We start from the raw sequence: 14,418 nt of genomic DNA, 5'->3' as shown, positions 1-14,418 counted from the left end.
TATCGGTTCGCGGCGGGGAACGACATCCGCGGCCTGCGGTTAGGTCATTTTCCCCTGATGGAGCGATAGCGATGACCAGACTGAAGACATGGAGCACTGCGGCGGCAGTGGCGCTGATTCTGCCGCTGGCGGCAGCGACGACGAGCTTTGCCCAGGGTCCCGGCGGCGGCGGTCGTGGTCCGGGCGGTGGTGGTGCCGCCATCGGCGGTGGCGGGGGCGGTGGCGGTGGCGCGGCTATCGGTGGTGGCGGCGGCGGCGCGATCGGCGCCGGCGGACGCGGCGGCTTTGCGGCCGGCCCGGGTGGCGGCGGCATGAGCGGCGGCAGCTTCGCCGGACGCGCAGCCGTTGGCGGCGCAGCCCTGGCGGGTCGCGGCCCGGCGGCCGGCGCCAACGTCGCCGTCAACACTGGTGGCGGCCGCGGCAACTGGAGCGGCGGCAATTGGAGTGGCGGCGGCTGGCAGGGCGGTCACCGTGGCGGCTGGCATCGCCGCGGCGGCGGCTTCTGGCCGGGTGTCGGCGTTGGCGTCGGGATCGGATTGGGTAGCAGCTATGCCTACTACAATGATCCGTATTATTACGGGCCCGGCTATTACTCCGACTACTCGTACTATGACGACTCCGCGCCTGTCGCCGTCATCGGAACCGAAGGCGTCGACCCGAGCTATTGCGCACGCCGGTACCGCTCGTATGATCCGGCTTCGGGAACCTATCTCGGCTATGACGGTTTTCGCCATCCATGCCCGTAAGAGTCTGACGTAGTAGCTGCGACAATAAGGCGGCGAGGCCATGCTCGCCGCCTTTTTCGCGCCGCATTGTTGTTTGTTCTGTGTCTGAAGCGCCACGTTGCAGGCTGATTTTCGCCCATATTCCAAAATGTGCCCCGCGACATGCAGATGATCCGCCCGTTCCGGTCCAATATCGTTTGAGCTCGTGATTCTGCCCGTACGGGCCGTTTCGCAGGCTGGATTGATATCTCTCGATGGGCACATGGATTTTCGCGGGACTCGCGCAGTGCAAACGCCGCGGGTGAACGGCTTGGGCCTGCCACCCGCGGACGCGCCAGGAACTTCGAACAAGGAGGCGCGCCTTGCCGACATATCTTCACTGCTTGGACGCAGCTGCATCGCAACTCGGATGCATGTGGCCGGCCGCGGTGATCCCCGGCCCAGCTGGCGGACATGTCGATGATTGAGAAACGCAGATGACCTATCAGCGCCTCGCATTGGGGCTCGGTCTTGGAACGCTGCTGGCGATCGGCGCTGCGTCCACGGCGCTCGACATCAAGTCGCGCCACGACGCGGCCTGGGTGAATTCCTCGCTCGACATCCTGCAGAAGACCTCCGATCTGCGCCTGCTGCTCCGCGAAGCGGAAGCGACCTCTCGCGGCTACGCGCTCATCGCTGACGATCAGTTCAGGACGGAGTTTGCCGATGTCAGCACGAGAATCCCGGTCGCCATGGCCGAGCTGCGGCGCGCCGTGGCCGACAATCCCGAACCGCTGGAGCTTCTGACCGAGACCGAAGCCCTGATTGCCCGCAGGGTCGAGCTCGCTGCGGAGCTGATCCGGTTGCGCGCCGCCTCGGATCGTGCGGGGCTCGAAGCGCTCAGAAGCCGCGCCGAAGGCCCGGCGACCATGAGCGAGATCACGGCCCATCTCGACCGTTTCGTTGCCGATCAGCGCAAGCTGCTGACGCAGCGTTCGATGACGTCGAAGGCCACCGGATCGCTGCTGCTCACGATCGACCTGTGCGGCCTCGCGCTGCTGCTGATCATCGCCTTCTACCTCATCCGGCGGACGTATCTGCACGATCGTGCGCTGCGCGCGTCCCTGGTCCGCTCCGAAGCCGAGGCCATCTCGCTGGCGGAAAAGGCCGAGCAGCAGCATCTCGACCTGATCGCCGCCCATGAGAGGCTGCGCCATTCCGCCGACATCCTGCAGAGCACGTTCAACAGCATGGCAGAGGGCGTGCTCGTCATCGATGCCGCGGACACCGTGGTATTCTCGAACCCCGCGGTCGAACATCTGCTCGGCTACAGCCCGGGAAAGAATCTGACCGACGTCCGCGCGCACCTCCGCGTCTACGAAAGCGACGGCGTGACGCCGGTCGCCGCGCACGACCTGCCGACGCCGCGAGCCTTGCGGGGCGAGAGCTTCGACCGCCGCGAGCTGATCGTCTACCGGCCCGACCGGGACGAGACGCTGCGGCTGATGATCTCCGGCCGCCCGCTGCGCGACGCCGCCGGCGGCATTACCGGCGCGGCGATGGTCTATCACGACATCACTACGGCGCACGAGACCGAGCGGCTGCTGCAGCAGGCGCAGAAGCTGGATGCAATCGGCAAGCTCACCGGCGGCGTCGCACACGACTTCAACAACATGCTGACGATCATTACCGGCACCATCGAGACGCTGGCCGACGAGGTGAAAGACCGCCCCGCCGCCGCGGCGACCGCCGCGCTGATCGGACAGGCGGCAGACCGCTGCACCGAGCTGATCCGGCATCTGCTCGCCTTCGCCCGCAAGCAGCCACTGCATCCGCGCGACAGCGACGTCAACAGCACGATCCTCGACATCGCAAAGCTGCTGCGTCCGACGCTTGGCGAGCAGATCGAGATCAACTCGATCCTCGAAGAGGAGACGCTGATCACGCATATCGACTCGGCGCAGCTCGCCAACTCGCTGGTCAACATGGCGATCAACGCCCGCGACGCGATGCCCAATGGCGGCAAGCTGCTGCTGGAATCGCGCCGGGTGGAGCTCGATGAGGCCTATGCCTCAGCCAACGCCGGCGTGACGCCCGGATCCTATGTCATGGTCGCCGTCAGCGACACGGGTACTGGCATGTCGCCGGAGGTCCGCGACCGCGCCTTCGAGCCCTTCTTCACGACGAAGGAAGCCAGCAAGGGCTCCGGCCTCGGCCTCAGCATGGTCTACGGCTTCGTCAAGCAATCCGGCGGCCACATCAAGATCTACAGCGAGGAAGGACGGGGCACCACGATCCGGCTCTACATCCCCACACCCAAGGGACAGGCTGCGAGCCCCGCTCCGCCCGAGCCGCCGCCGCCGCGCGGCGAGGAGACGATCTTCATCGTCGAGGACGATCCACTGGTGCAGGATTTCGTCGTCACGCAGTTGCAGAGCCTCGGCTACAAGACCATCACCGCATCGACCGGGGTCGAGGCGCTGGCCAAGATCGACTCCGGCCAAAGCTTCGATCTCCTCTTCACCGACGTCATCATGCCCGGCGGCGTCAACGGCAAGGAGCTCGCCGAGGAGGCGCTGCGGCAGCGGCCCGGCACCAAGGTGCTGTACACGTCCGGCTATACCGACAATGCGATGGTCGAGCACGGCCGCCTCGACCAGGCGGCGCTGCTGCTCACCAAGCCCTATCGCAAGTCGGAGCTCGCCAAGATGGTGCGGCTCGCGCTGGCCGGCGCCGCCGCGGACGCCTTGGCCGATGATGCCTTGGCCGAGAACGCCTTTTCCGAGGACGCGCCGACGCGCGCTCACTTCTCCTGACTTGACCATCGCGCGGATTGGAACTGCAATCATCACGGAGCTCGGCGCCACAAATTCCGATGGAAACCTACCCCATGCAATTGGCAGGACGCGACGCGCTGCTTACAACTCACGACATTGGCTGACCGAACTATTCGCCATACACGATAGGGCAAGTCATAGTCACGATGCTGCTTGATCGACCGAGCGCATCCCGCGCCATTGGAAGCCACCGATGATCCGCCGGCGCGTGGTCATCAGGCTCGGCCTTGGAACTCTGCTCGCGATCGGCGCCGCGTCGACGGGGCTGGACATCAAGGCGCGCAACGACACCGCCCTGGTCGAGCACACGATGGAGGTGCTGGAGAAATCCTCCGAACTCCGCGTCCTGCTGCGGCAGGCAGAAGCGGCCTCGCGCGGCTTCGCACTGTCCGGAGCCGACCGGTTCATCACCGAGCTTCGGGAGACGAGCGGACTTATCCCTGCGGCCTGGGCGGACCTGCAGGGGCTCGTCCGGGATAATTCCTCGCAGCGCGAGCGGCTGCGATCGATTGACGGCATCGTGCAGCGGCGCATCCAGCTTGCCGGCGAGTTGATCCGTCGTCACGCGGCGAACGATCGCGACGGCCTGCAGGCGGCGGCGGCGAGCGCGGCCGGTCCGGCGGCGATGACGACGATCAACCAGGCGCTCGACGCCTTCACCGACGACGAGCGCCGGCTGCTGGCGGACCGCGCCACGATCTCGCGACGGACCGGATCCTGGCTGCTGGCGATCGACCTCGCCGGCGTCGGCCTGCTGCTCCTGATGTCGGCCTATCTCGTCCGGCGCGCTCAACTTTCCGACCGGGCACTGCGCTCGTCCCTCACCCGGTCGCAGGAGACCGCGACCTCGCTGGAAGCCCAGGCCGTGCAGCAGCGCGGCGATCTCGCCGCCGCCTATGACGGGCTGCGCCGCTTCTCCGCCATTCTCACAAACACCTTCAACAGCATGGCCGAGGGCGTCCTCGTCGTCGATCCCGAAGGCACGATCATGCTGTCGAACCAGGCGGTGGGACGTTTCTTGGGAACGAATGTGGGCGAGACCTTCGTCGAGATGCTGGCGGCAAACGAGTTCTACGAGAGCGACGCCGTCACCCGCATCGTCGACGAGGAGCTCCCGATCGCGTGCGCCTTGCGCGGGCTGTCGTTCGACCGCCGCGAGGTCGTGGTCAAGCCGACCGACGGCCGGCCGCAGTTTCGCCTGATGGTCAGCGGGCGGCCGCTGCGCAATTCCGCAGGCGCGATCAGCGGCGCGGCGCTGGTGTATCAAGACGTCACCGACGTGCATGAGACCGAGCGCCTGCTGCAGCAGGCGCAGAAGCTCGATGCCATCGGCAAGCTCACCGGCGGCGTCGCGCACGACTTCAACAACATGCTGACGATCATCACCGGGTCGATCGAGGTCCTGATCGACGCGGTGCAGGACCGGCCGGCGGCGGCCGAGTTCGCGGCCCTGATCGGCAGAGCCACCGATCGCTGCACCGAGCTCATCCGGCATCTGCTCGCCTTCGCCCGCAAGCAGCCGCTACGTCCGCGCGACATCGACGTCAACGCCACGGTGGAGGACATCGCCAAGCTGCTGCGGCCGACCCTCGGCGAGCAGGTCGAGATCAGGACCGTTCTCGCCGACGAGGATCTCATCGCTCATGTCGATTCCGCGCAGCTCGCGAACGCGCTGGTCAACATGGCGATCAACGCGCGCGATGCGATGCCCGACGGCGGCAGGCTGCGCCTGGAGACGATGAAGACCGCGCTCGACGAGGCCGACGCAGCCGCCAATCCCGGCATCGTGCCCGGCTCCTACGTCATGGTCGCGGTCAGCGACACCGGCAGCGGCATGCCGCGGGAGGTGAAGGACCGCGCCTTCGAGCCGTTCTTCACCACCAAGGATGCCGGCAAGGGCTCCGGTCTCGGCCTCAGCATGGTCTATGGCTTCGTCAGGCAGTCCGGCGGCCACCTCAAGCTTCAGAGCGAGCAGAACCGCGGCACGACGATCCGGCTCTATCTGCCGGCGGCTCAGGCGGTGCAGCAGATCGAGCCGGAGCACGAGCAGGCGCTGCCGCATGGCCGCGAGACGATCCTGGTGGTCGAGGACGATCCGCTGGTGCGCGACTTCGTGCTCGCCCAGTTGCAGGGCCTCGGCTACACCACCCTCGTCGCCTCGCAGGCCACGGAGGCGCTGGCCATCGCCGCGCAGAGCCAGCCCTTCGACCTGCTGTTCACCGACGTCATCATGCCCGGCGGCATCAGCGGCCGGCAGCTGGCCGAAACCATGATGACGACGCGCCCCGCGCTCCGGGTGCTCTACACCTCCGGCTATACCGACGATGCGATCGCCGAGAACCGGCAGCTTGTGCCGGACGCGCTGCTGCTGACCAAGCCCTATCGCCGCGCCGAGCTCGCGCAGATGGTGCGGCACGCGCTGGACGGCAGGCCGGCGGGCGGCTGACGCTAGCCGCGGGTCGCCATCGCCACCGCAGCCAGCGTGAAGGCCAACGCGGCCACCTGCCCTGCCCCGAGCGGCTCGCGCAGCGCGATCGCGGAGGCCAAGACTCCGATCACCGGCACCGCCATGGTGCCGATCGCCGCGACGGAAGCCGGCAGCCGCGACAGCGCCGCGAACCACGCGACATAGGCGACGCAGAACTGGATCACGGTGGAATAGAACATCAGCGCCCAGTCGAGCTGGTCGAGCTTCGTCCAGTCGGAGTGCTCGACCGCGAATCCGACGATCACGATCGGCACGCAGCCGATGCCGATCTGCCAGGCCGCCGCCGACAGCGGCGGCAGCCTGATCGGGAGCTTCTTGGCCATGACCGTGCCGAGCGCGAAGCCGAACGCGCCGCCGAGCACCATCAGGATGCCCGGCAGCTTGTCGCGGCTGGCGGTGAGCCCGTTGCTGCCCATGATCGAGGCCAGCCCCGCGAAGGCCAGCACCAGCGCGAGCACGCGCAAGAACGTCGGCCGCTCGCCCAGGATCGGCCACGCCAGCAGCGAGGCCCACACCGGCACGGTGTAGGCGATCAGCGCCGCCTCGCTCGCCGGCAGCCACAGCAGCGCCAGCCCCATCAGCACCATCCAGGCGGTGACGTTGAGCATCCCGGCCAGGATGAGCCGCGGCCAGACCTCGCGCGGCACGTCAAGGCTCTGGCTGCGGATGACGGCCAGCAGCGCCAACAGCAGCGCGCCGACCACCCCGGTGGTGCCGCGCAGGGTCAAGGGCGGCAGCACGCCGACCAGGTGCTTGGTGACCGGCCAGTTGAAGCCCCAGCCAAGCGAGGTGATGGCGAGGAACATCAGCCCGGCGGGCGTGATCCGCCCGCTGGCCACTGGCTTGTCTGTCATGGAATCACCGGCACCGTCCGTTGGACGATGAGCTTGCCGGCGCTTTTCCGGCCACACCAGGGATTGTGGGGCATGCCTGCCCCGCGAGCGCTCCGTAGGCGCCCGTGAGTCCCGCCGATGCAAGCAAAACACGTCGTCCGCACGCGAATAAATCTGCCCCTGTGAACAGCGGGACGAAGCCCTGTGGACAGCGCTCCGGGCAAATTTTTTCGGTTTCGAATCCGCGAGGACTCGCCGATAGTTACGGCCATCACGGTACCGGCACGCGCCCTGGTTTTCCCGTACTTTCCCCCATATTTAGTGTTTGGTTAGGGAACCCCCACTAGTTCTTGACGTGGGAAGCGGAGTCGTCCTAGCTTCCGGCCCGGTTCGGCGCACAGTCAGTTTCGGGTCTGGCCGGCCGCTTCCCAGAAGGGTTCGAGGACAATCACGCTCTTTGGCCAGTCGGCCCGGCGTGCGGGGCCTCGTCTGTCCCAGGCTGGGACGGTGGCAGCCGGTGTCCCCTTAAGGGAACCCCACTAGATATGGGGGCTCCCCTGCGGTGATGACGGAGCCGGATGGCGGGCGTGATGCGTTGAGAGCGTGATGCGTTGAGACGTCGGCGCGGGCAGCGGACGGGCTGCACGGGCCGGCGAGGAAAGACGGGGCGAGACGCCGGTCAACGGCGCAAGGCCTTCGCCTTCGAGGCTGAACAGATGCGGACCGGGCAACCGGTTGAACTGCGGCGGCAGACGAATTTTCCGGCAGCGTCCGGGGACTTCCAGCCGTCGCCCTTGGATGCAATGATCCCGGCCGCCAAGCGCGGTCCGGCAAGAACTATTGGGGCTCGCGATGCGGATTGAACGGCGCAACACCACCGAAGGACAGTCGCCCTATGCGGGGATCGACTTCCGCCTGACCACGTCCGAGATCAAGAATCCGGATGGCTCCGTGGTGTTCCGGCTCGAGAATGTCGAGGTGCCCGAGTTCTGGTCGCAGGTCGCCTCCGACGTGCTGGCGCAGAAGTATTTCCGCAAGGCGGGCGTCGCCGCACGCCTGAAGAAGGTCGAGGAAGAGACCGTGCCGTCCTGGCTGTGGCGCTCGGTGCCGGACACCGAGGCGCTGGCTGCGCTGCCTGAGAACGAGCGCTACGGCAGCGAGCGCTCCGCCAAGCAGGTGTTCGACCGCCTCGCCGGCTGCTGGACCTATTGGGGCTGGAAGGGCAACTACTTCTCGTCGGAGGAGGATGCGGTGGCGTTCTACGACGAGCTGCGCTTCATGCTGGCCAAGCAGATGGTCGCGCCGAACTCGCCGCAATGGTTCAACACCGGCCTCCATTGGGCCTACGGCATCGACGGCCCCGGCCAGGGCCACTATTACGTCGACTACAAGACCGGCAAGCTGACCAAGTCGAAATCGTCCTACGAGCATCCGCAGCCGCACGCCTGCTTCATCCAGGGCGTCGAGGACGACCTCGTCAATGACGGCGGCATCATGGACCTGTGGGTGCGCGAGGCGCGCCTGTTCAAATACGGCTCCGGCACCGGCTCCAACTTCTCGCGGCTGCGCGGCGAAGGCGAGCGGCTGTCGGGCGGCGGCCGCTCGTCCGGCCTGATGAGCTTCCTCAAGATCGGCGACCGCGCCGCCGGCGCCATCAAGTCGGGCGGCACCACCCGCCGCGCCGCCAAGATGGTCGTGGTCGACGCCGACCATCCGGACATCGAGGCCTATATCGACTGGAAGGTGAAGGAGGAGCAGAAGGTCGCCGCGCTGGTCACCGGCTCCAAGATCAACCAGAAGCACCTCAAGGCCGTGATGAAGGCCTGCGTCAATTGCGAAGGCTCCGGCGACGACTGCTTCGATCCCGAGAAGAACCCTGCGCTGCGCCGCGAGATCAAGCTCGCGCGCCGCGCGCTGGTGCCCGACAACTACATCAAGCGGGTCATCCAGTTCGCCAAGCAGGGCTACAAGGACATCGACTTCCCGATCTACGATACGGACTGGGACTCGGAAGCCTATCTCACGGTGTCCGGCCAGAACTCCAACAACTCGGTGTCGCTGAAGGACGACTTCCTGCGCGCGGTCGAGACCGACGGCGACTGGAATTTGATCGGCCGCACCAACAAGAAGGTCGTCAAGACGCTGAAGGCCAGGGACCTCTGGGAGAAGATCGGCCACGCCGCCTGGGCGAGCGCCGATCCCGGCCTGCACTTCAACACCACAATGAACGACTGGCACACCTGCAAGGCGTCCGGCGACATCCGCGCGTCCAATCCGTGCTCGGAATACATGTTCCTGGACGACACGGCGTGCAACCTGGCTTCGGCCAACCTGCTGACCTTCTACAACACGGAAACGAAGCACTTCGACGTCGGCGCCTATGAGCATCTCTGCCGGCTCTGGACGGTCGTGCTCGAGATCTCCGTGCTGATGGCGCAGTTCCCGTCGAAGGCGATCGCCGAGCTGTCCTACGAGTTCCGCACGCTCGGCCTCGGCTATGCCAATATCGGCGGCCTGTTGATGACCATGGGCCTGCCCTACGACTCGAAGGAAGGCCGCGCGCTGTGCGGCGCGCTGTCGGCGATCATGACCGGCATTGCGTACAAGACCTCGGCCGAGATGGCCGGCGAGCTCGGCCCCTTCCCCGGCTACAAGAAGAACGCCGCGCACATGCTGCGCGTCATCAAGAACCATCGCCGGGCCGCGCGCGGCGAGGCGACCGGCTATGAGGCGCTCTCGGTCGCGCCCGTGCCGCTCGATCACGCCCACTGCCCGCAGGTCTCGCTGGTCAGCCACGCCATCCAGGCCTGGGACGACGCGCTCACGCTCGGCGAGACCAACGGCTATCGCAACGCCCAGGTCACCGTGGTCGCCCCCACCGGCACCATCGGCCTGGTGATGGATTGCGACACCACCGGCATCGAGCCTGATTTCGCGCTGGTGAAGTTCAAGAAGCTGGCCGGCGGCGGTTACTTCAAGATCATCAACCGCGCCGTGCCGGCGGCGCTGCGCGTGCTCGGCTATCGCGAGAGCGAGATCGCCGAGATCGAGGCCTATGCCGTCGGTCACGGCTCGCTGTCGAACGCCCCCGGCGTCAACGCCACGACCCTGAAGGCCAAGGGCTTTACGGACGAGGCCATCGCCAAGGTCGAGAAGGCGCTGCCGACCGCGTTCGACATCAAGTTCGTGTTCAACAAGTGGACGCTGGGCGAGGACTTCATCGTCAAGCAGCTCGGCGTCACCACTGATGCGATCGCCGCCCCCACCTTCGACCTGCTCACGGCGATCGGCTTCACCAAGCGCGAGATCGAGGCCGCCAACGTGCACATCTGCGGCGCGATGACGGTCGAGGGCGCCCCGCATCTGAAGGCGGAGCACTACGCGGTGTTCGACTGCGCCAATCCCTGCGGCAAGATCGGCAAGCGCTATCTCTCGGTCGAGAGCCACATCCGCATGATGGCGGCGGCGCAGCCGTTCATCTCGGGCGCGATCTCGAAGACCATCAACATGCCGAACGACGCCACGGTCGAGGACTGCAAAGCGGCATACCTGCTGTCCTGGAAGCTCGCGCTGAAGGCCAACGCGCTCTACCGCGACGGCTCGAAGCTGTCGCAGCCACTGAACTCGCAGCTCATCGCCGACGATGAGGACGAGGACGATGCGGTCGAGTCCTTCTACGAGAAGCCGCTTGCCGCGCGCGCCACGCAGGTCTCGGAGAAGATCGTCGAGAAGCTGGTCGAGCGCATCGTCGTGATGCGCGAGCGCGAGAAGATGCCGGATCGCCGCAAGGGCTACACCCAGAAGGCGGTCGTCGGCGGCCACAAAGTGTACCTGCGCACCGGCGAGTATGACGACGGCCGCCTCGGCGAGATCTTCATCGACATGCACAAGGAAGGCGCGGCGCTGCGCTCCTTCATCAACAACTTCGCCATCGCGGTGTCGCTGGGCCTCCAGTACGGCGTGCCGCTGGAGGAGTATGTCGACGCCTTCACCTTCACCCGCTTCGAGCCGGCAGGTCCCGTGCAGGGCAACGACTCGATCAAATACGCGACGTCGATCCTCGACTACGTGTTCCGCGAGCTCGCCGTCAGCTACATGTCGCGCTTCGACCTCGCCCATGTCGACCCCTCCGAGAGCAACTTTGACGCGCTCGGCCGCGGAGTCGACGAAGGCAAGCCGTCGGAGGACGGGAGCCAGCAGGCCGCGAAGTACGTGTCGCGCGGCCTGACCCGCTCCCGCACCGACAATCTCGTCGTGATGCGCGGCGGCTCCTCGTCACCCTCCCCTGCAGGGGGAGGGTCGATCGGAAGCGCAGCTTCCGATCGGGGTGGGGTGACTGTCACCGCCCTCTCCCATGCCCGCGCTGGCGATTCCGTCGACGGCGCCGTCGCCCTGAAGCAGGAGCCGCAGCACGACCTCTCGCCCACCGAGAAGCTCGAGGCGCTGCAATGGAGCAAGGCCGGCACGGCGAACACCCAGGTCGCCTCCAAGGCCGAACGCCGCGCCGAAGCCAAGGCCAAGGGCTACGAAGGTGAGATGTGCTCGGAGTGCGGGAATTTCACGCTGGTCCGGAATGGCACTTGTATGAAGTGTGATACATGCGGCAGCACGACGGGGTGTAGCTGATTATGTCGACCGTCGGACTCGGGGCGGACGTGCCGATACACGGCCTCCCCGAGTCCGTCGTGCCGAACTGAGTCGTCTTCGTTCGGCCCGACTGCTCGGCTTGCTGCCGACAGCGGCGAGCTCTCGTGGTGTCGCGCAAGGGGGATTGCAACACAGGGTCTTCTTTTATGTCCACCGACGACTACATCGTTGATCCCTTGCGGGACTTTGAAGTCCGCGAGCATGCCAAGACCCTCCGCCGCGCATTGGGCTGGGCTGACGCCGATCGCGTCGATCCGCTCTCGCTCGAACCCGCGACAGAACTCTGGACGATACGAGGCAAAAGGCCGTTCAAGCTCGAACTCGCAGCGGATGCTGAGATGTCCGGGGAATCCGGGCTAACGACATACGATGGCACGAAGATCCTCGTAAAGATTCCGCGGCGCATTCGGCAAAAGGCGTTCATGGGCGACGGCTACGCGAGATTCACCATCGCCCATGAACTCGGACATGCGTCGCTCCATCTCGACAAGCTGATGCTAGGCGCTGCGCTTCCGCGACGGCTGGCCGGAAATACGCTTCCTAAGTGGATACCGAAGTTCAAGTCGGCCGAGCACCAAGCGAATATCTTCGGCGCAGCACTTCTCATCAACGACGCTACGGCTCGGCGGCTGTCATCGCCGGAGGAAATCTCGGTACAGGCCGGTGTCAGCTTAACGGCCGCCAGGATATATTTCGAGCAGGTCCAAGAGGATTTGGCGCGGCCTACCGCTGCTGCGCGGGTGCAAAAAATTGCGGACGAGGCGCGAGCGGCGCTGGCGCCTAAGCCATCCATAGCGCCAATAGCATTTCTAAATGACCCCTGCTCCTGCTGTGGTCAGCAAAAGCTATTTCCTGTCGGGCATAAATTCATGTGCCAAGCCTGCGACACCGTCTACGACCGCTTCCAGGACGGCGACGGTGTCGAGTAACAAGCGCAGGGTGGATTAGCTAGCCTCCGGCTTTCAGTTACAAATCAAAGAAATTCTTTGCCTTCGCGAATCGACCATGATCGAACCTGGCACCCAACTTGAGACCAAGTTTGTATTCTTAGATACAGAGGCATTCGTCAGGGAGAAGTTTGATTGGAATTCGAAGGCTCTTTCTCGCCTTGTGGAGCTAGCGAACTCTAACCACATTCGATTATTGACAACAACAATCACGAAAGCTGAGATTTGCAACAAACTTCGCGAACACCTGACGAATGCCTCGTCCGCACTGAAAAAATATGAAATCTTACTGCTCCAGCTCGCACCATCGAATCCGCTTGCGGCCACGCTTGATGATCAAGCTTACGACAGGCTCGAAGAGCTGCTGGATGACTTCCTCAGCCGATCAAGGTCGATCGAAGTTCCGCTCGATATTGATGTGAATGCTGTTTTTGAAGACTACTTCCAGCAGCGGCCACCCTTTAGCAACAAGAAGAAGTCAGAATTTCCGGACGCCGTGGTCGTCCACGCACTTCGACGCTGGTGCAATTCTAAATTTTGCAAAGCTTATGTTGTATCTGCTGATCCCGATATGAAGGCCTGCTGCGACGATGTTCTTCTTCATTCGGAAACGGTGAGCGAGATTATCTCTAAGGCGACGGTGACGAAGAAAATTCATGACGAGCTATTGGCATTTATAAAACGGGCTCAGTCATTGAAAGAGAAACTTTCTGCCGCGATAATTGGGAAGCCGATCTCTATTCTTAACCCATTTCGCGGCATTTATCACCATGACGTCTCCGCAACGGGCACGGCGTACGGAATATCGAACCTCGAAATTTACGAGCTAAACGTTCTCTCGGAGAGGCGCGGCGGCTTCTCGTGTGAGATCAACTTCGACGCGAGAGTGGACATAGAATTGGAGATGTCTTTCGGCGAAAGCTATACAGGCTTTGGCTATGAACGCGGGCGCACATATTTCGAATCTGAGTCTGTTGAGTTTTCTTTTATAGCGGAGATTTTCGTGGCTTTTGACTTAGTAAATCCAAGCATCCCTCAAGTCGATCTGCTGGATTTTAACCCGTTGATGGAGGTTGGGTTGAGAGAATTGGATATTTACCGGTCGCTTCGGTAGACGCTACTTGTCATCCTCCGCTTGACCGGATCGGCGCGTTACGCTTCGCTAACGCGCCCTACGCTGTGAGCTCTGGGCTCCACCTCCCTACCCCCCATGCACCTCCACATCTTCTCCGATCTCCACGCCGACATGGCCGACATCAAGCCGATCGAGGCCCTGCCCGGGGTCGATGTCGTCGTGGTCGCCGGCGATGTCTGCGAGGGGGTGGTGAACGGGTTTGCGCGGCTGCGCGAGATCGTGGCGGAGGGCGTGCCGATCATCATGGTGATGGGCAACCATGAATATTATCACCGCACGCTCCCTACGGAGCTCAAGCTGGCGCGGGCCGAGGCGGCGCGGTTCGGCGTGGATCTGCTGGAGAACGACGCGGTCGTGCTCGGTGGTGTGCGCTTTGCGGGCGCCACGCTATGGACCGACTATGCCATCTTCGGCCTCGGCAGCGAGGTCCACACCATGGCCGTCTGCCGCGACCGGATGAACGACCATCGCCGCATCACCCTGGCACAAGCAGCCCTGGCTGCGGTTTCGGCCGCAGGAGGCGCTCGGCCTGCACCGACTTCCATGTTCGTGTTTGGCGAGACCGAGGCACTTGAACCCTGCCCGAACATCATACCGCGCTCCTGTACGATCCCGGGATTTCACGGAGGACCGGAACCATCGCCGACACGCCGCAGTTTGCTACGAACCCAACGACGAAGGAGGTTCGTCCATGCGTATGGCAATCGTTTTGACGGCGGCTCTGTTCGCCGCTTCGCCGGTGTTCGCCGCAGAGACCGGCGCAAGTTCGCACGGCGCGTCGAAGAAGGCGCCCGGTCAACAGATGCAGCGTAGCAAGACGTCGACGG

Annotated in this window: 8 protein-coding genes; 7 read left to right on the top strand and 1 reads right to left on the bottom strand. The window is 64.6% G+C overall.

The features are described from left to right. Positions 1 to 71: 71 nt before the first annotated feature. The 3 genes from QX135_RS21680 to QX135_RS21670 all read left to right on the top strand — a co-directional run bounded on the left by QX135_RS21680 (position 72) and on the right by QX135_RS21670 (position 5,987). Complete coding sequence (locus tag QX135_RS21680; protein WP_316180135.1) at positions 72 to 746, top strand: BA14K family protein; 675 nt, start codon at positions 72 to 74, stop codon at positions 744 to 746. A 455-nt stretch (positions 747 to 1,201) separates the two neighbouring features. Continuing rightward, entirely contained in the window at positions 1,202 to 3,520 is a 2,319-nt protein-coding gene (locus QX135_RS21675) for a CHASE3 domain-containing protein (RefSeq protein ID WP_315774616.1), read from the top strand. 214 nt (positions 3,521 to 3,734) lie between these two features. Next, the gene (locus QX135_RS21670; protein ID WP_316180138.1) at positions 3,735 to 5,987 is read left to right on the top strand and encodes a CHASE3 domain-containing protein; all 2,253 of its coding nucleotides are present in this window, start codon (positions 3,735 to 3,737) and stop codon (positions 5,985 to 5,987) included. A 2-nt stretch (positions 5,988 to 5,989) separates the two neighbouring features. Here the strand turns inward: QX135_RS21670 and QX135_RS21665 are convergent, their stop codons facing one another. Further along, positions 5,990 to 6,883 carry a DMT family transporter gene (locus QX135_RS21665; RefSeq protein WP_316180140.1) on the bottom strand — a complete coding sequence of 298 codons (894 nt, stop codon included), beginning with the start codon at positions 6,881 to 6,883 and terminating at the stop codon, positions 5,990 to 5,992. Positions 6,884 to 7,714: 831 nt separating this feature from the next. Between QX135_RS21665 and QX135_RS21660 the strand changes: the two genes are divergently transcribed. The 4 genes from QX135_RS21660 to QX135_RS21645 all read left to right on the top strand — a co-directional run bounded on the left by QX135_RS21660 (position 7,715) and on the right by QX135_RS21645 (position 14,404). Then, entirely contained in the window at positions 7,715 to 11,488 is a 3,774-nt protein-coding gene (locus QX135_RS21660; RefSeq protein ID WP_316234273.1) for a vitamin B12-dependent ribonucleotide reductase, read from the top strand. Between the two features lie 167 nt (positions 11,489 to 11,655). Further along, a complete protein-coding gene (locus tag QX135_RS21655; protein WP_316234272.1) occupies positions 11,656 to 12,438 on the top strand; it encodes an ImmA/IrrE family metallo-endopeptidase in 783 nt (260 codons plus the stop codon). Between the two features lie 76 nt (positions 12,439 to 12,514). Continuing rightward, positions 12,515 to 13,570, top strand: a complete 1,056-nt coding sequence (locus QX135_RS21650) for a PIN domain-containing protein (protein ID WP_316234271.1) — start codon at positions 12,515 to 12,517, stop codon at positions 13,568 to 13,570. Positions 13,571 to 13,702: 132 nt separating this feature from the next. Next, positions 13,703 to 14,404, top strand: coding sequence for a metallophosphoesterase (locus QX135_RS21645; protein ID WP_316234270.1), 702 nt, complete (start codon positions 13,703 to 13,705; stop codon positions 14,402 to 14,404). The last annotated feature ends 14 nt before the right edge of the window (positions 14,405 to 14,418 follow it).

Origin of the sequence: Bradyrhizobium sp. SZCCHNR1098 (genome assembly GCF_032489375.1) — a bacterium.
In the GTDB taxonomy this organism is placed as follows: Bacteria; Pseudomonadota; Alphaproteobacteria; order Rhizobiales; family Xanthobacteraceae; genus Bradyrhizobium.
This window is presented reverse-complemented; position numbering and strand designations above follow the sequence as displayed.

Excerpts from the sequence above, each read along its gene's own strand:
- QX135_RS21660 (WP_316234273.1), top strand. The coding sequence starts at position 7,715 with ATGCGGATTGAACGGCGCAACACCACCGAAGGACAGTCGCCCTATGCG.
- QX135_RS21670 (WP_316180138.1), top strand. The coding sequence starts at position 3,735 with ATGATCCGCCGGCGCGTGGTCATCAGGCTCGGCCTTGGAACTCTGCTC.
- QX135_RS21655 (WP_316234272.1), top strand. The coding sequence starts at position 11,656 with ATGTCCACCGACGACTACATCGTTGATCCCTTGCGGGACTTTGAAGTC.
- QX135_RS21665 (WP_316180140.1), bottom strand. The coding sequence starts at position 6,883 with ATGACAGACAAGCCAGTGGCCAGCGGGCGGATCACGCCCGCCGGGCTG.
- QX135_RS21645 (WP_316234270.1), top strand. The coding sequence starts at position 13,703 with ATGGCCGACATCAAGCCGATCGAGGCCCTGCCCGGGGTCGATGTCGTC.
- QX135_RS21675 (WP_315774616.1), top strand. The coding sequence starts at position 1,202 with ATGACCTATCAGCGCCTCGCATTGGGGCTCGGTCTTGGAACGCTGCTG.
- QX135_RS21650 (WP_316234271.1), top strand. The coding sequence starts at position 12,515 with ATGATCGAACCTGGCACCCAACTTGAGACCAAGTTTGTATTCTTAGAT.
- QX135_RS21680 (WP_316180135.1), top strand. The coding sequence starts at position 72 with ATGACCAGACTGAAGACATGGAGCACTGCGGCGGCAGTGGCGCTGATT.